We start from the raw sequence: 17,223 nt of genomic DNA, 5'->3' as shown, positions 1-17,223 counted from the left end.
TTAATTTCTAAACAAAAATATCATTTGTAAAATACATTGGCAAAACCTAATATGTATTTTAAGGTCATAACATTTGGTCTTTATAATTTCTTGTAAAGAGAAATATAAGTATTTTTGCTAAATATTATTCAAAAACTATTCCAAAATGAGTGTTACATCGAAATATGATGCTAGAGCAGTAGAAAGCAAATGGTACGACTACTGGATGAAAAATAATTATTTTCATTCTACGCCAGATGAAAGAGAACCTTACACCATAGTAATCCCTCCGCCAAACGTTACCGGAGTATTGCATATGGGGCATATGTTAAATAACACTATTCAAGATGTTTTAATTCGCCGCGCCCGTTTACAGGGTAAAAATGCGTGTTGGGTACCGGGTACAGATCACGCGTCTATTGCTACCGAAGCAAAGGTAGTAGCGAAGTTAAAAGCACAAGGCATCGATAAAAACGATTTAACCCGCGATGAGTTTTTAGCACACGCTTGGGAATGGACTGAAGAATATGGTGGTGTAATTTTAGAACAGCTTAAAAAATTAGGGTGTTCGTGCGACTGGGACCGAACAAAGTTTACAATGGACGACGATATGTCTGAAGCTGTCATAAAAGTATTTGTCGATTTGCATAACAAAGGCTTAATTTATCGTGGTTATCGTATGGTAAATTGGGATCCGGAAGCAAAAACGACACTGTCTGATGAAGAAGTAATTCACGAAGAGCGCCAAGGAAATCTATATTACATTAATTATAAAATTGAAGGTAGCGATGATGTTTTAACTATTGCTACCACTAGACCAGAAACAATTTTTGGGGATACTGCCATTTGTATTAATCCTAACGATGCACGTTTTAAGCATTTAAAAGGTAAGAAAGCTATTGTGCCTATTTGTAATCGTGTTATTCCTATTATTGAGGATGAATATGTTGATTTAGAATTTGGGACAGGATGTTTAAAAGTAACGCCTGCTCACGATGAAAATGATAAAAATTTAGGTGATAAACATCAGTTAGAAGTTATCGATATTTTTAATGATGATGCGACGCTGAATAGTTTCGGATTACAATTTGAAGGTCAAGATCGTTTTGATGCCAGAAAAGCGGTAACCAAAGAATTAGATGCAACAGGTGTTTTGGTAAAAACTGAAACACATATAAATAAAGTAGGAACTAGCGAACGTACTAAAGCCGTTATCGAACCAAGATTAAGCGACCAATGGTTCTTAAAAATGAAGGAGTTGGCTAAACCTGCTATTGAAGCAGTGCTTGGAGATGACGCTGAAATTAAATTATTTCCGAAGAAATTTGAAAATACATACCGCCACTGGATGGAGAATATTCGCGATTGGAATATCTCGCGTCAATTACTTTGGGGGCAACAAATTCCTGCGTATTTCTATGGCGACGGAAAAGAAGATTTTGTGGTGGCCGAAACTATAGAAAAAGCAGTAGAGTTAGCAAAAGAAAAAACGGGGAAATCAGAATTAAAAGCTGAAGATTTAAAACAAGATACCGATGCTTTAGATACGTGGTTTAGCTCTTGGTTATGGCCAATGAGTGTGTTCGACGGTATTCGTAATCCAGAAAACGAAGAGATAAAATATTACTACCCAACAAACGATTTAGTAACGGGGCCAGATATTTTATTTTTCTGGGTAGCACGTATGATTATTGCAGGCTACGAATACAAAGACCAAAAGCCTTTTAATAATGTGTATTTAACAGGGCTAGTTCGCGACAAACAGCGTCGAAAAATGAGTAAATCTTTAGGGAACTCGCCAGACGCTTTAAAATTAATTGACGATTATAGTGCCGATGGGGTGCGTGTAGGATTACTTTTAAGTAGCGCTGCGGGTAACGATTTAATGTTCGACGAATCGCTTTGCCAGCAGGGAAAAGGGTTTGGAAACAAAATCTGGAATGCCTATAATTTAACGAATCTGTGGGAGGTTAGTGATACTATTGGACAACCAAACTCAAGTAAAATTGCTTTAGAATGGTACCGTGCTAAGTTTCAAACGGTGTTATTAGAAATCGAAGATCATTTTAGCAAATATAGATTAAGTGATGCTTTAATGTCTACTTATAAATTGGTATATGATGATTTCTGCGGATGGTTATTAGAAATAGTAAAACCAGCATACCAACAACCCATTGATGCAGCAACGTACAACGAAGTAATTGCTATTTTTGAAGATAATTTAAAAGTATTGCATCCATTTATGCCATTCTTAACCGAAGATATATGGCAAAAAACGGCACAAAGAACGCCGGAAGAGGCCTTAATTGTCGCGAAATGGCCAGAAGCAAAACCAATTAATACTACATTAATATCTCAATTTGAGTTTGCCTCTGAAGTGATTTCAGGAATAAGAACGGTAAGAAAAGATAAAAACATTGCCTTTAAAGATACCATAGGATTTTCGGTAATAAACAATGAAAAAGTAGCGACTACGTTTGATGATGTTATTATTAAACTAGGTAATTTAGACAGCATCAATTATGTTTCTGAAGCGGTTGAAGGTGCTTTAACGTATCGTGTAAAATCTAACGAGTATTTTATACCTATGGAAGGCGCGATAGATGTAGACGCCGAAATTATAAAACTAACTGAAGAATTATCCTACACTCAAGGGTTTTTAAAATCGGTTCAGAAAAAACTATCTAACGAGCGTTTTGTAGCGGGTGCACCAGAGCAAGTGATTGTAAATGAGGGTAAAAAAGAAGCTGATGCATTAGCGAAAATAGAAACCTTAAAAACAAGTATTAATAACTTGCAGTAAGACGGATTATTCTTACGTTTTATCGAAAAGCAATATAAAGCCTCCGTTAAATTTTTTTTAACGGGGGCTTCTCTTTATATATTTGAGGACCCTAAATTAATATTATGTATAAAGTATCTTCATTTTTATTACTGTTATCAGTAGTCTTATCTCCAAATTTATTTGCTCAATTAGGACCAGGAGGTGTTGGATCTACCGACGGAACTTCAGAACTCGTCTTATGGTTAAACCCTGATAAAGGCGTAAATACTGATAATGTGCTAGAAGATCAATCAGGAAACAACTTTAACTTTACAGCGGGGTCGGGAGCTACTTTAAATAGTAATGACGTAAACGGTTATAGCGCTTATAATTTTAACGGAACGAATCAATATTTAGAAAAATCTTTCGAGAGTAAACTTAACCCTAATAAGTTCAGTGTTTTCTCGGTGAGTACCGTTTTGCCTTCTGATAAATATAAGGCTGTATTTTCAAATCGACACGAGGTGAATAGTGGCGATGATAGAAGTGGCTTTATATTGTATGCTATACCAACTTCTAATAATTGGTCATTTTGGACTGGCGCAGAAACATCTTGGGCAACAACAAATAGTTCTAATTCTACGCAAGGTGTTTGGTCTATTCAAAATATAGCTTATAAAGGCCAATTCTCTAACGGTAAGAATTTGTTTGTTAACAGTGTTTTAAGTCAAAGCACTTCTCAAAATATGTTATTAAATACGACATCTCCTTTTAGGTTAGGGGCAGGGCGGAATGAGAGTACACCAGATTACTATTTCAAAGGAGGTATTGGAGAAATTATTATGTATAATAGCGTGATAAATGATGCACAACGTATTATTGTAAATAATTATTTAGCTGCAAAATATAACATCGATATTGCTGAAGACTATTATACACAAGACCAATCTGCAAAGGGTAATTTCGATCATAATGTTGCAGGTATTGTTAAAGTAGATAATTTAAATCAACATCTAGATTCTCAAGGAACGGGGATCATCAGAATCAGTAAAAATGGTTTAGCAAATAATAAATTTCTATTTTGGGGAGAAAACAACAAAAACAGTAACTATAGTTTTTCGCTAAATGTCCTAGGAGACTACAAAAATTATATCGATACAATGTGGCGGGTTAGTGAGCCTATTAATATTAATGCTAAATTAAGAGTTAACATTAAAAAAAGCGACCTTAATCTAACATCAACTTTTGGCTGTGCTAAATTAGAATTAGTTATGGCGGACAATCCGGATTTTACAGGGGCTTCTGTGGTGGTTTATGATTTATCAGAAACAGCTACCGAGTATGTATACGATGTAGATGGTTTAGGTTTTGATGATGGCGATTATTTTACCTTACGTTATGTAGATAAAATCGTTTGGGATGGAAGTAGTGCTTTTCATAATGGTTCTGGAAGTGCTGAAGTACCAAATATGGATGATGCTTGTTTTAAGCTTGAAATAAAAGCAGGAAATACTGCGACGTTAAATGAAAATGCACACGTAGAGTCTGTAGAGATAAAAGCGGGGGCTATTCTTGAAATTGCTGATGGCGTTGAGCTAACGGTGGAAAGTGGAATCTTTAATGAAGGTATTATAGATTTGCAAGGCGAAGCACAAATTATTCAAAAACATACAGGGGCGAGTTTAAACTCGGGTATGGGTAATTTAAAAATAACACAGCAAGGATCTTCAAATTTATATAATTATAATTATTGGAGCGCGCCAGTAAATAGATTGGGTGCTTGGCAATTGGGGTATTTAGAAGAGGCTAGTGGTGCTTTTGCTTTCGTGAATCAAAATGACGCCGATCCTACCACTTCCCCTATGACACTTAGTAGCAAATGGATTTACGGTTTTAATGCAGGACAGAATAATTATTATGGTTGGGAATATCTAGGTGCAGACAGTAATATTCTGCCGGGTATTGGTTATACAATGAAAGGATCTGGAGCTTCTATAGAGCAAGATTATATATTCAAAGGAACTCCTAATGATGGTGATTATAGTTATACAGTAAGCGCAGGTAACGACTTTTTAGTAGGAAATCCTTATCCATCGGCATTAAATGCCTTGCAGTTTATTAGCGATAACCTTCCGGTTATAGATGGTACAATATATTTCTGGGAACAATTTACCACAAATAATACACACGTATCAGTTAACTATCAAGGAGGGTATGCTACTTACAATTTAACATTGGCTATTGGTGCAGTGGCTGTGCCCAATACCAATGGGGGTTTTAACTCTAAAGGTAAGCCGACAAAAAACATAGCTGTTGGGCAAGGTTTCTTCGTTAATATAATAACTAATGGAACGTTAGTATTTAATAATAATCAGCGTGTTTTTGCAAAAGAGAGTGTGCTCGATGAGTCGACCTTCTTTAAGACAAATGGAGCTTCTCAAAATACAGTTTCTACAGATTTACGTACTAAATTGTGGTTAACATTTACCGATCCCTCACAACGTGTTCGCGAAATTGGTTTAGGGTACGACGATAACGCAACGACCAATTATGATAAAGGTTACGATGCTCTAGATTACGATGTTTTTCCAGACCATATGTTATGGGATATTCAAGGCGTTAAGTATGTTATTCAAGGCCGAAACAATTTTGCTGTTGCTAACGAAATGCCTTTAGCTATTAAAATTACAACGGCGGGTGATTATTCCATAGGGTTAAAAGAAACTTTAAATTTTCCTGAGGCAACACCAATCTATTTAAAAGATAACGTAAGCGGATTGTATTATAATTTAAAAACTGAGGACGCCTCACTCTTTTTTGAAGCTGGCGAATACAGTAATCGGTATTCTATAGTGTATCACGAAGACGACACGCTGAGTGCAGATGCTATTGCTGTAAGCGATGGAATATCGCTAATTTACGACACGACCAATCAGCAACTGGAAATTAGAGGTTACGATACGATACAAAACATAAAATCACTTACGGTGTATAGTGTTCTCGGTCAGGAGATCGTGACGTTAGATACTGTTGAAAGCTACGTTATTCAACTTCCAAAGATGTCAAATGGAGTGTATATCCTAGAGATTGTAGATGTTAATAACGGAAAAATAGCGAAAAAATTTGTGAAAGACTAAAATATTTATCTATACCCAGTTGTTATCAGCACTTATGTGCAGTTGGTTTAAAATATTTGTAAAATTTTAATTAGATATTTGTTTATTTATATTTTGTCTTGTAATTTAGGAGCGGCCTTTTAAGAAATAATAATGATTAACTATTCTAAACACTTACTGTTAGCATCTTTTTTTGTGTCAATTTTCACTTTTGCACAGTCCGGACCTGGTGGCGTGGGCAATGCCACTACAAATGGACTCTGGTTAAAGTCCGATGATTTCAGTTTAGCTGACAACGGGGAAGGAATTTCTAATTGGCAAGACACGTCTGGTAATGGAAATGACGCAAATCAACCAACTTTAAATGAGAGCCCCTCTATAATAGGAGCTTCTTCGTTTAACAATTATCCGTCATTAAATTTCGACGGTGTTAACGATTGGATGAAGATAAACGATGCCGATATATTAGATGGAACTACTTCAATTAACTTTTTTAGTGTATACAAGCCTAAAGGTTTGGGCGCAAGTAATACCGTGCAAACAATTCTATCTAAAAGGAATGGATATCAGGGCGCTAATCTAAATTATGCATATACTTTCTTTTTTTATAATGACAAATTAACTAACGATATTGTTACTGCAAATGATCGCTATGACACAAGTAATACTGTGTTTAATAATGATGAAAATTATATTTTAAGTTTTGATTTTGATGGCAACCTTACTAATAGTAATAGAAGTGCTGTTTCGCGTAACGGTTTAAGTTTTAACAGACGATTTGAGGCGTCAGTATCTATTATGAATTCGAATGCTCCAATTACTTTGGGTAGATTGAATATTGGAGATTTGCGTTTTTCCAAGAGTGAAATGGCAGAAGTTATACACTATAACTATAAATTAAACCCCGCCGAAACGATAATAGTAAATAATTACTTGTCTGCTAAATATAATATTCCCCTGGGTTTAGAATCTAACAATCTTTATACTCAAGATGCGTTAACAAACGGTAATTACGATCATCACGTGGCCGGAATCGCAAGGATAAGCAATACAACTCACCTGGATTCTCAAGGTAGCGGTATTGTAAGAATCAATGGCCCAAGTGACTTAAATAATACCAATGATAAGTATTTATTTTGGGGGCAAAATAAAATGGGGAGTGATTATAATTTTAATACCGCAATTATCGCTGAGGATGATAGTGGGGTTTTACATAATTACAAACATCTAAATACGATTTGGAGGGTTAGTAAAAGTGAAGATGTACAGGATTTAGGGCGTGTCGATATCTCGTTCGATATTTCTAACATCCCAAGATTAAGTAAATGTTATCCTTTAGAATTAGTTATAGGAAGTGACCATTATAATTACTCTGGCACTTCTGAAAATGAGTACAACAGTATCTTTTCAAGTCCTCAAGAAATTTATCCTTTAACCGTTGTGGGAGATATAGCTTCTGTAAATGATGTAACTATTGGCGATAAGAGACATTTTACTCTACGTTATCGTGAAGAGCTAATAGTTTGGGATGGTACAAGTTTTACGGGTGGTTCTGGAGGGGCTGGTGAGCCAACGAATGCCGATTCAGATAAAAAATTATTAATATTATCAGGCACTACGGCGACGCTAACCCAAAATGCACACGTCTGCGAAGTAGAACTTGCAATTGGTGCGGAGTTAATTGTAAATAACAATCGTTTACTTGACGTGGTAAATAATATACATAATGACGGAAAGATACTCATAAATGGAGAATCTCAACTTATTCAACACACAATTGGAGGGGATAAGAATACAGGAGCTGGTGAGTTAATAATTAGGCAACAAGGATCTTCAAATTTATTTAATTACAACTATTGGAGTGCGCCGGTAAATAGAATGGGAGGCTGGCAAATAAGTTATTTAGAAGATAATAATGGAGTTTTAAATTGGGCTTTTCAAAATGACGCCGATCCTAGCACAGTTCCTATAACGCTTAGTAGCAAATGGCTATACGCCTTTAATGGTGTAAGTGAAAATTACTACGATTGGTTGCATATAGGTGAAAATACAGACGTTTCGCCAGGCATAGGGTATACTATGAAAGGTTCTGGAGCTGGATTTCCGTCGCCTATTCCTATCACTGGTCAAGAATATGTGTTTAGAGGAACTCCTAATAATGGCAGATATATCCATCCTTTATCAACGGGGAACGAGATCTTGGTGGGTAATCCCTATCCCTCTGCCTTAGATGCTGATAAATTTATTAGCGATAATGCATCAAGTATTACGGGGGCATTATATTTTTACGAACAATTTCCTGCTAATAATACGCACGTCACAGTTAACTACCAAGGTGGTTATGCTACCTATAACTTAATGATGGGTGCCGCCGCCGCCGCATTACCAGCGAATGGTGGTAATAGCTCTAAAGGAGCGCCAACAAAAAACATAGCTGTAGGTCAAGGTTTCTTTGTGAAGGCAGACAGCAATGGTGGAGATGTCGTATTTAAAAACACACAGCGTGTTTTTGCAAAGGAGAGTGTGCTCGATGAGTCGACCTTCTTTAAGACAAATGGAGCTTCTCAAAATACAGTTTCTACAGATTTACGTACTAAATTGTGGTTAACATTTACCGATCCCTCACAACGTGTTCGCGAAATTGGTTTAGGGTACGACGATAACGCAACGACCAATTACGATAAAGGTTACGATGCTTTAGATTACGATGTTTTTCCAGACCATATGTTATGGGATATTCAAGGCGTTAAGTATGTTATTCAAGGCCGAAACAATTTTGCTGTTGCTAACGAAATGCCTTTAGCTATTAAAACTACAACGGCGGGTGATTATTCCATAGGGTTAAAAGAAACTTTAAATTTTCCTGAGGCAACACCAATCTATTTAAAAGATAACGTAAGCGGATTGTATTATAATTTAAAAACTGAGGACGCCTCACTCTTTTTTGAAGCTGGCGAATACAGTAATCGGTATTCTATAGTGTATCACGAAGACGACACGCTGAGTGCAGATGCTATTGCTGTAAGCGACGGAATATCGCTAATTTACGACACGACCAATCAGCAACTGGAAATTAGAGGTTACGATACGATACAAAACATAAAATCACTTACGGTGTATAGTGTTCTCGGTCAGGAGATCATGACGTTAGATGCTGTTGAAAGCTACGTTATTCAACTTCCAAAGGTGTCAAATGGAGTGTATATCCTAGAGATTGTAGATGTTAATAACGGAAAAATAGCGAAAAAGTTCGTAAAGCAGTAAGATGTCTAAAAAAACGATGTATTCTCTATTGTCAGCTTTACTTTTGATAGCTGTATATTCTTATAATTTATATGTAGAACATGAGGTAGACCGTAAAAAAGTATCGGAAGGAAGCGTCGTAAAGAACGGAACTAATGTTAATTTCTTACCGACAAGTACCACGCAGCAAGTGGTGCATCATCAAGGCTATTCTTTATCTTACAGTGAGCCGCACGAACAAGCAGAGTGGGTGGCATACGAATTGAAAACCAGCGATTTATCGACTAATAATTTTAAACGACCGTATTTTGAAATTGATTACGCGGTTAAAACGCAAGCGGCGAGCTGGAGGAATTATAAGAACTCTGGCTACGATCGTGGACATTTATGTCCTGCTGGCGACCGACGTCAATCACAATTTCTATTTAATGAAACTTTTTTAACGAGTAATATCACTCCGCAAAGTCACGTTTTTAACGCTGGTGTTTGGAATCGTCTAGAACAGCGCGTGCGTTATTGGGCAAAGAGATATAATGGTGTGTACGTAGTAACTGGAGGTGTTTTAGAAACCGGGTTAAAAACGATTGGTAACGAGAATGTAGCCGTGCCAAATCAGTTTTATAAAATAGTTTTTGATTATAATAATGGTAACCCAAAATTGATAGCGTTCTTAATGCCTCATGAAGAGTCTAACGCAGCTTTAACCCAATACGTGGTAACTTTAGATGCTGTTGAAAAATTAACAGGAATAGACTTCTTTAATCAGTTGGATGACGCTTTAGAAGATAAGCTTGAAGCTTCAGTTTATTATAAAAATTGGAAGTTTTAATGCGTTTTAAAGACCAAGTTTCCGCTTAACACCTTCCCATCGTATTCCGCGAATAAATTCACCTTGCTCTTTTGTAACTAGTGGTGTAATGTTATGCGATTGTGCTTTAAAATAACCTTGTATAGTATCTATAAAGTAGGTTATACTACGTCGTGATACAGCACTTTTTAAAGCGGATAACGTGGTTAGTGCAATTCCGAAACGCATTTTATAAAGCGCTTCTCCTTGTAGGAATTTACTGCTTTTATGATAGGTTTTCCCCGTGGGTTTTAAATGCTTCACGTGTAACGACGTGTCGGTTTTTATAGTCCAACCATAATATTGAGCTAACAAGACATCTAAAGTGTCCCAGCCAATACTGCGTTTCAATCCGCCAATAGCTTCAAAACATTCTTTTCTATAGGCTTTAAACGGACCGCGAACGTGTTTCTTGGACGCGATAGTTTCGTAAACCCAAATATTTCCCTTCTTTATATAAGCCAAACCACCAGCGATTCCAACGGTGTCCTCAGACTGAAAAAGGGCAATTACAGCTTCTAAATAAGTGTTGGGTAAAATGATGTCGGCATCAAATTTACAAAGCACATCGTAATCATTATCGAGCGTTTCTAAACCTTTGTAAAAGGCATTGATTACTTTTGTTCCTGGGATATGATCTATGGACGATTGTATGTTGATGGATTGTATCCACGGAAAAGCAGTGGTATATTTTGAAATAATAGCTTCGGTACCGTCGGTAGAATTATCATTTACTACCACCACTTGCTTTGGTAAAACTGTTTGTTCCACTAACGACTGAAGCATTAAGCCTATGCAGCGGTCTTCATTATGAGCCGGAATAACAATGTAAATATTCAAAATAAGTAAGCTAAAAGAATTGTGATTATATTAAATACGTTCAGCATACACAATATAATAGCGGGGTGTAAACCATCGTAATATGGGGCGAATACCAATTTTTTTTGTTGGATTAGTCCATTTTTTACGAGCGATAATTTTCCATCCTGCTTTTTCTAAAAGCCAATCGAATTGCCAATCTTCAAATTCGTGAAAATGTCTGTCCCACATATCATTTTTACTACGGTATGCTGGAGCAAACCATAAGCGCATCGGTATGCTTGCTACCAATTTATCTGCTTTTATAGCCTCTAAAACTGTTAAAGGTGACAATAAATGTTCAAAAATTTCAAACGCAGTTACAACTGTCGCGTCATCATTTTCTATTACGGAGGTATCTCGATCTAGATCTTCACCCGAGGTATTTTTTACTTGATAACCTTTATTTAGCAAAACTTGAGTAAAGGGATTTGCTACGCCTAAATCTAAAATTGTTTCAGATTTAGAAAGGTGTTTTTCTACGAATTGAGAGGTAAGCTTATACCTTTTATGAGGAAATTTGCCTTCGTACATAATGCGTTTTCTAGTAATGAATTTGTGTTTAGAAACGTTAGTATTTATAGACTATAGCATTAAGATTCATTCCTGCACCCACACTTGTAAAAATAATTACATCACCTTTATTTAGACTTTGATCCTTAATTTTGTTGTTTTTAACCAAATCGAAAAGCGTTGGTATAGTTGCCACCGAACTATTACCAAGTTCGTAAATACTCATTGGCATAACACCTTCTGGAACAGACATATCGTAAAGTTTATAAAAACGTTTTACAATAGCTTCGTCCATTTTTTCATTAGCCTGATGAATAATTATTTTCTTAACATCGGTAATAGCTAATCCGCTTCTGTCTAAACACAATTTCATTGCGTCGGGAACGTGGCTTAAAGCAAATTCGTAAATTTTACGTCCAAACATTTTGATGTATTTCACATCTTGATCTAATGCTGTGTTGTACGATCCGCCAAAAAATAAATATTTAATTTCTTCGTAGGTATAACTTGCACTCTCATGAGTAAGTATACCACCTTCTTCGTTTGTTGCTTCTACCACTGCTGCACCTGCCCCATCAGAATAAATCATAGAGTCTCTATCGTGTTTATCGATAACTCTAGACAAGGTTTCTGCACCAATAACTAAGCATTTTTTTGCTATTCCCGCTTTAATAAAAGCACTGGCTTGAATAAAACCTTCATTCCATCCTGGGCAACCAAATAAAACATCGTAGGCGACACATTTAGGATTCTTAATCTTTAAAAGATGTTTAACTCGTGCCGCTAAACACGGTACAGCATCACTTTGAAGAGTGTTTGCTTTTATATCACCAAAGTTGTGTGCTAAAATAATATAATCAAGCTCTTCGGTATCAATTTTGGCATCGGCTATTGCTTTTTCAGCTGCAAAAAAGGCTAAATCTGAATTTTTTAATTCAGGTTCTGCGTAACGGCGTTCGGCAATACCAGTTATGGCCTTGAATTTTTCAACGATAATTTCATTGGTAGAATTTATTGTTGATCCATCAGCATTTAAAAACTGGTGATTGTGAAACGCTTCGTTTTTTTCTATGGTATTTGGAATATAACTTCCCGTACCCGTAATTTTTATGTTCATAAAAGAGAATTGCCTTTATAGTTTACTAATGTAACTAAAATACTAGTAAAATTATAAAGGCAATCTTAAATTTCTTTAATTATTGAATTATTTTAGATGTTACGCTTCCATATATGCTTCGATCGGTGCGCAAGTACAGATTAAATTTCTGTCTCCATAAGCATCGTCTAAACGACGTACCGTTGGCCAAAATTTATTATCTCTTACGTGTTCTGTTGGGAAGGCTGCGTTCTCGCGTGAGTAAGGGAACAACCATTCGTCGCTAGTTACCATTGCTAAAGTATGTGGGGCGTTTTTTAATACGTTATTCGTGTCTTCTTTAGATACGGTTTCAATTTCATTTTTAATAGAAATCATTGCGTCGCAAAAACGATCCATTTCCTGTTTACTTTCGCTTTCTGTAGGCTCAATCATCATTGTTCCTGCTACTGGAAAAGAAACAGTTGGTGAGTGAAAACCATAATCTATTAAACGTTTTGCGATATCATTGACCTCGATACCATTCGCTTTAAAAGGTCTACAATCAATAATAATCTCGTGAGCAGAACGACCGCGTTCTCCAGAGTACAAGGTTTCGAAAGCACCTTCTAAACGTTGTTTAATATAATTGGCATTTAAAATAGCAACTTCTGTCGCTTGTTTAATCCCTTTTACACCTAACATTTTAATGTACCCGTAAGAAATTAGGCAAACTAACGCAGAACCAAATGGTGCTGAAGAGATGGCTGAAATGGCTTGGTCACCGCCTGTTTTTATAATAGGGTTACTTGGTAAGAAGGGCACTAATTGTTTTGCAACACAAATAGGTCCAACTCCAGGGCCACCACCACCATGAGGAATGGCAAATGTTTTGTGTAGGTTTAAGTGACACACATCGGCTCCAATATTACCCGGGTTAGTTAAACCAACCTGAGCATTCATATTAGCACCGTCCATATAAACTTGTCCGCCGTTATCGTGAACAAGTTGCGTTATCTCTTTAATTGCCGATTCGTAAACACCGTGAGTTGACGGGTAAGTAACCATTAACGCAGATAAATTATCTTTATGTAATTCTGCTTTTTCACGCAAATCATCAACATCGATATTACCTTCGGCTGTTGCTTTGGTAACCACTACTTTCATTCCTGCCATTACAGCACTCGCTGGGTTTGTACCGTGCGCAGACGATGGAATTAAGCAAATATTTCTATGGTAATCGCCACGAGATTCGTGGTAGGCTTTAATAACCATTAACCCAGCGTACTCACCTTGCGCTCCAGAATTTGGTTGTAATGAAGTTGCAGCAAAACCAGTAATTTCGGTTAATTGTTCTTCTAATTTTCTTAATACGGTATGGTAGCCTTCGGCTTGCTCGATGGGTACAAACGGGTGGATACTTCCCCAGTTTGGTGAGCTTATTGGCAACATTTCGGCAGCAGCATTAAGTTTCATTGTACAAGATCCTAAAGAAATCATAGAATGATTTAATGATAAATCTTTACGCTCTAATTTTTTTATGTAACGCATTAATTCAGTTTCTGAATGGTGCGAGTTAAAAATATCTAAAGTTAAAAATTCAGTTTCACGCTGTAACTCTTCAGTAATATTATTAGACGTTTCAATAGCTTCAATAGTAAAAGCTGTTTTGTTTTCAGCTTCAGCAAAAATTGCAATGATGTCATTTAAATCTGAAAGTCTAGTTGTTTCATTTAAAGAAATCGTAACCGTATTTGCAGTCGGATAAAAGAAGTTAACCTGATTTTTTTCGGCAATAGCTTTTACTTTTTCCGCATCGGCTTCAACTTGTAACGTATCGAAGAAAGAGCTATTTTTTTGTGTTAAACCTAACTTTGTAATCGCTTTTGCTAAAGTAGAAGCAGCATTATGCACGTTATCGGCTATAAAGGTTAAACCTTTAGGACCGTGATAAACGGCATACATTCCAGCCATAACAGCTAATAGTACTTGAGCTGTGCAAATGTTTGAGGTCGCACGATCACGTTTTATATGTTGCTCTCTGGTTTGAAGCGCCATACGTAATGCGCGGTTACCATTAGCATCTTTTGTAACGCCAATAATACGTCCTGGAATATCGCGTTTATAGGCGGCTTTAGTTGCGAAATAAGCAGCGTGAGGCCCGCCATAACCCATCGGTATACCAAAACGTTGTGTTGTTCCTACAACAACATCAGCACCAAAAGCACCTGGAGCTTCCAGTTTTACAAGGCTTAAAATATCGGCAGCGACAGCTACTTTTATATTAGCGTCGTTTGCTTTTGCTATAAAAGATTTGATATCTGTAATTTGTCCGTTTTTTCCTGGATATTGAAGAATTGCTCCATAAAATTCAGTTGAAAAATCGAAAGTCGTTTCATCACCAATCACTAATTCAATACCAATTGGTGTAGAACGTGTTTGTAACAGAGATAAGGTTTGAGGTAAAATAGCGTCTGAAACAAAGAATTTATTCACTTTGTTTTTCTTTTGATCGCGATCTCTTACAGCAAATAACAAACTCATTGCTTCGGCTGCCGCAGTACTTTCGTCTAAAAGTGAAGCATTTGCTAATTCCATACCGGTTAAATCGGCAATCATAGTTTGGAAGTTTAAAAGCGCTTCCAAACGACCTTGAGCAATCTCTGCTTGATAAGGTGTGTAAGCGGTGTACCAACCCGGGTTTTCTAAAACGTTACGCTGTATTACCGCAGGTAAAATAGTAGGATGGTATCCTAGACCTATATATGTTTTATAAATACTATTTAATTTAGAGAGCTCGTTAATATGAGACGAAAACTCAAACTCGCTCATCGCTACATCTAAATTTAATTCTTTTTTTAATCTGATATCATCTGGAACAGTTTCATAAATAAGTTGTTCCATCGAGTCAACGCCAAGTGATTGTAACATTAGGTGTTGGTCTTCTTCTCTAGGTCCAATATGGCGTAGTGCAAAAGAGTTTGTATTCATTATAGTAGTGTTGAAAATTTAATCTTGCAAAAATACTGAAAACCTAAGGTTTAATTTGGTATTAAAACGAAAGTTTTTAACCAAAGCCTTAGTTTATTAACAGTTTCTGTAACTTTGTAGAATGAACCTAATCAAACAGCTTTTTAATTTTTACCTGAATAGTAGTGTACACGTAGCATTATCGGTGGTTTCTTTGTCCTTTATAACGGTAAAAGAATTTGGTGTTACTACTGATTATAACGTTTTATCTTTCATTTTTTTTGCTACAATTACAGGTTATAATTTTGTTAAATTTTTTGGGATAGCAAAATGGCACTATCGCAGCTTAGCAAAATGGTTAAAAATTATCCAGATTTTTTCTCTTCTATGTTTTCTATGTATGGGCTATTTTATGTTGCAATTAGAGATGAGAGTGCTACTTTATTTATCTGTATTTGCCGCTATAACTTTTTTATATGCTATGCCTATTATACCTAAACGCTTGTATGTAGATAGCAATCATAACTTAAGAGATATTAGTGGATTAAAAGTCTATATAATAGGACTTGTTTGGGCCGGCGTGACCGTTATTTTACCTTTAATAAATAGCAATATAACCAGTAATGCGGATGTTATTTTAACAACTATTCAACGGTTTGTTTTCCTTATCGCCATAATGTTACCTTTTGAAATACGAGATTTAACGTTCGACAATTTTAAACTAGCGACTATACCTCAAAAAATAGGGGTGAAGCAAACCAAAATAATGGGTTTGTTTTTATTAATGCTATTTTTATTTCTAGAATTTTTTAAAAATGAATTGGTAGCCGTTAATTTTGCAACTTTAATGGTGGTAACGCTTGTTACAGCAGGATTTATACTGTTTGCTAATAAAAATAATAGTATGTACTACAGTGCGTTTTGGGTAGAAAGTATTCCGATACTTTGGTTACTCATTATGGTGTTTGGCTAGTTCCTTATCAAAGGTTATTTTAAGCTGAGCCTTCGAATGGTGGTCTAAACGCTGAAATTTTTCATTTCTATTAGCGTCTATCAGTTTGGTTAATTTAAGGTTATTCTTGGTGTATTTTCTGCAGAGTTTACACATTACTAAATGAATGTACATCTGTACTTTCTCCCATAGCGTTGCCTCGTTGTATTGCGCTTTATCGCAGACCACGTTCGCCGCTGTGCACGGCATAAATAAAGAGTTCTTTTTAGTCATTTTAAAACCAGTTTTTTTCTAGGCAACTTGCCATTGCAGTTCTCGCGCGATGTATAATTACCCATAAATTAGACGCAGTAATATTCAATTCATTACAAATAGTTTCTGTTTCATAATCTAAAATGGTTTTCATTTCAAAAACGGTCGCTTGTTTTTTAGGGAGTTTGCTTAAGCACTGTTTAATTGCTAAAGCGAGTTCTTTGTTTTCTATGGTGTCTTCGGCCGTTTTATCGAAAGGATCTGCAACACGTTCTTCTAGCCAATCGCCTTCATTTTCGGTATCGCTATTATAAGATATACGCACTTCGGCTTTGCCTTTCTTAGAATTTGTTTTACGGTAATAGTCAATAATTTTTCGTTTTAATATCGAAATAAGCCAGGTGCGCTCGCTCGCTTCTCCTTTAAAATTTCTCATCGATTTTAAACCCGCTAAAAACGTCTCCGACACTATATCTTTGGCCATATCTCTATCATTTATCCTAGAAATAGTGTAATTAAAAAGATAATCGGAATACAAAGTGATCCATTGATTAGGATCTATTTTGTGAGTTGGCATAAATTGAATTTCGTTTGTTCAAAAATAAGCTTTTTTTTCTTTGTTTTTATTCCCTTAGAAATAACGATTAAAAAAAA

The 17,223-nt window shown here is 36.0% G+C and carries 11 protein-coding genes; 5 read left to right on the top strand and 6 right to left on the bottom strand.

Annotated elements, in window-relative coordinates:
* The first annotated feature begins 145 nt into the window (after nucleotides 1–145).
* From ES677_RS07955 to ES677_RS07940, 4 genes are all read left to right on the top strand, one after another.
* Nucleotides 146–2,782 carry a valine--tRNA ligase gene (locus ES677_RS07955; RefSeq protein ID WP_148370033.1) on the top strand — a complete coding sequence of 879 codons (2,637 nt, stop codon included), beginning with the start codon at nucleotides 146–148 and terminating at the stop codon, nucleotides 2,780–2,782.
* 104 nt (nucleotides 2,783–2,886) lie between these two features.
* Nucleotides 2,887–5,880 (top strand): T9SS type A sorting domain-containing protein, encoded by a 2,994-nt coding sequence (locus ES677_RS07950; RefSeq protein ID WP_148380962.1) that lies wholly within the window; start codon nucleotides 2,887–2,889, stop codon nucleotides 5,878–5,880.
* Nucleotides 5,881–6,012: 132 nt separating this feature from the next.
* Nucleotides 6,013–9,123 (top strand): T9SS type A sorting domain-containing protein, encoded by a 3,111-nt coding sequence (locus tag ES677_RS07945; protein ID WP_148380961.1) that lies wholly within the window; start codon nucleotides 6,013–6,015, stop codon nucleotides 9,121–9,123.
* A 1-nt stretch (nucleotide 9,124) separates the two neighbouring features.
* Nucleotides 9,125–9,931 (top strand): DNA/RNA non-specific endonuclease, encoded by an 807-nt coding sequence (locus ES677_RS07940; RefSeq protein ID WP_148380960.1) that lies wholly within the window; start codon nucleotides 9,125–9,127, stop codon nucleotides 9,929–9,931.
* 6 nt (nucleotides 9,932–9,937) lie between these two features.
* Here ES677_RS07940 and ES677_RS07935 read toward each other — a convergent pair whose 3' ends face one another.
* From ES677_RS07935 to gcvP, 4 genes are all read right to left on the bottom strand, one after another.
* Nucleotides 9,938–10,789, bottom strand: coding sequence for a glycosyltransferase family 2 protein (locus ES677_RS07935; protein ID WP_148380959.1), 852 nt, complete (start codon nucleotides 10,787–10,789; stop codon nucleotides 9,938–9,940).
* 30 nt (nucleotides 10,790–10,819) lie between these two features.
* Nucleotides 10,820–11,341 carry a methyltransferase gene (locus ES677_RS07930; protein WP_148380958.1) on the bottom strand — a complete coding sequence of 174 codons (522 nt, stop codon included), beginning with the start codon at nucleotides 11,339–11,341 and terminating at the stop codon, nucleotides 10,820–10,822.
* A gap of 37 nt (nucleotides 11,342–11,378) precedes the next feature.
* Complete coding sequence (locus tag ES677_RS07925; RefSeq protein ID WP_148380957.1) at nucleotides 11,379–12,437, bottom strand: 3-oxoacyl-ACP synthase III family protein; 1,059 nt, start codon at nucleotides 12,435–12,437, stop codon at nucleotides 11,379–11,381.
* A gap of 99 nt (nucleotides 12,438–12,536) precedes the next feature.
* Entirely contained in the window at nucleotides 12,537–15,386 is a 2,850-nt protein-coding gene (gcvP, locus tag ES677_RS07920; protein ID WP_148380956.1) for an aminomethyl-transferring glycine dehydrogenase, read from the bottom strand.
* A 121-nt stretch (nucleotides 15,387–15,507) separates the two neighbouring features.
* Here gcvP and ES677_RS07915 point away from each other — a divergent pair, with 121 nt between their 5' ends.
* A complete protein-coding gene (locus tag ES677_RS07915; protein ID WP_148370025.1) occupies nucleotides 15,508–16,338 on the top strand; it encodes a UbiA prenyltransferase family protein in 831 nt (276 codons plus the stop codon).
* Here ES677_RS07915 and ES677_RS07910 read toward each other — a convergent pair.
* Both ES677_RS07910 and ES677_RS07905 read right to left on the bottom strand, forming a co-directional pair.
* A complete protein-coding gene (locus ES677_RS07910) occupies nucleotides 16,315–16,590 on the bottom strand; it encodes a glycine dehydrogenase (protein ID WP_148370024.1) in 276 nt (91 codons plus the stop codon). The genes ES677_RS07915 and ES677_RS07910 overlap by 24 nt on opposite strands.
* Nucleotide 16,591: 1 nt before the next feature.
* Nucleotides 16,592–17,146 (bottom strand): sigma-70 family RNA polymerase sigma factor, encoded by a 555-nt coding sequence (locus tag ES677_RS07905; protein ID WP_148380955.1) that lies wholly within the window; start codon nucleotides 17,144–17,146, stop codon nucleotides 16,592–16,594.
* Nucleotides 17,147–17,223: the final 77 nt, after the last annotated feature.

The sequence above is a fragment of the Bizionia gelidisalsuginis genome (assembly GCF_008086185.1).
GTDB classification, from domain to species: Bacteria; Bacteroidota; Bacteroidia; order Flavobacteriales; family Flavobacteriaceae; genus Bizionia; species Bizionia saleffrena.
Note: the sequence above shows the minus strand (reverse complement) of the source record. Positions and strands in the feature narration are given on the sequence as shown.

Bases quoted from the DNA above. Each gene is read 5' to 3' on its own strand.
- ES677_RS07915 (WP_148370025.1), top strand. From the start codon at position 15,508: ATGAACCTAATCAAACAGCTTTTTAATTTTTACCTGAATAGTAGTGTA.
- ES677_RS07950 (WP_148380962.1), top strand. From the start codon at position 2,887: ATGTATAAAGTATCTTCATTTTTATTACTGTTATCAGTAGTCTTATCT.
- ES677_RS07940 (WP_148380960.1), top strand. From the start codon at position 9,125: ATGTCTAAAAAAACGATGTATTCTCTATTGTCAGCTTTACTTTTGATA.
- ES677_RS07925 (WP_148380957.1), bottom strand. From the start codon at position 12,437: ATGAACATAAAAATTACGGGTACGGGAAGTTATATTCCAAATACCATA.
- gcvP (WP_148380956.1), bottom strand. From the start codon at position 15,386: ATGAATACAAACTCTTTTGCACTACGCCATATTGGACCTAGAGAAGAA.
- ES677_RS07905 (WP_148380955.1), bottom strand. From the start codon at position 17,146: ATGCCAACTCACAAAATAGATCCTAATCAATGGATCACTTTGTATTCC.
- ES677_RS07910 (WP_148370024.1), bottom strand. From the start codon at position 16,590: ATGACTAAAAAGAACTCTTTATTTATGCCGTGCACAGCGGCGAACGTG.
- ES677_RS07955 (WP_148370033.1), top strand. From the start codon at position 146: ATGAGTGTTACATCGAAATATGATGCTAGAGCAGTAGAAAGCAAATGG.
- ES677_RS07945 (WP_148380961.1), top strand. From the start codon at position 6,013: ATGATTAACTATTCTAAACACTTACTGTTAGCATCTTTTTTTGTGTCA.
- ES677_RS07930 (WP_148380958.1), bottom strand. From the start codon at position 11,341: ATGTACGAAGGCAAATTTCCTCATAAAAGGTATAAGCTTACCTCTCAA.